Here is a 588-nt window from a genome sequence, read left to right on the forward strand (position 1 = left end):
CATTAACGGGCTCTGACTACTTGTAAGCACACGGTTTCAAGTTCTATTTCACTCCCCTTCCGGGGTACTTTTCACCTTTCCCTCACGGTACTGGTTCACTATCGGTCACTAGAGAGTATTTAGCCTTAGGAGATGGTCCTCCCAGATTCCGACGGAATTTCACGTGCTCCGTCGTACTCAGGATCCACTCAAGAGAGAATAAACTTTCGACTACAGGATTATTACCTTCTATGATTCATCTTTCCAGATGATTCGTCTAATTTATTCCTTTGTAACTCCGTATAGAGTGTCCTACAACCCCAACAAGCAAGCTCGTTGGTTTGGGCTGTTCCCGTTTCGCTCGCCGCTACTCAGGGAATCGATTTTTCTTTCTCTTCCTGCGGGTACTAAGATGTTTCAGTTCTCCGCGTCTGCCTTCAGATATGCTATGTATTCACATATCGATAACACGACATAACTCGTGCTGGGTTTCCCCATTCGGAAATCTCTGGATCAAAGCTTACTTACAGCTCCCCAAAGCATATCGTCGTTAGTAACGTCCTTCATCGGCTTCTAGTGCCAAGGCATCCACCGTGCGCCCTTAATAAC

1 rRNA gene is annotated in these 588 nt (G+C 46.3%); it reads right to left on the minus strand.

The window, feature by feature from the left end:
- Positions 1 to 588 (minus strand): 23S ribosomal RNA (locus tag ACF91D_RS32470); the annotation flags it as partial.

This window comes from Staphylococcus sp. 231237_7MaSpsaltlick (assembly GCF_043107035.1).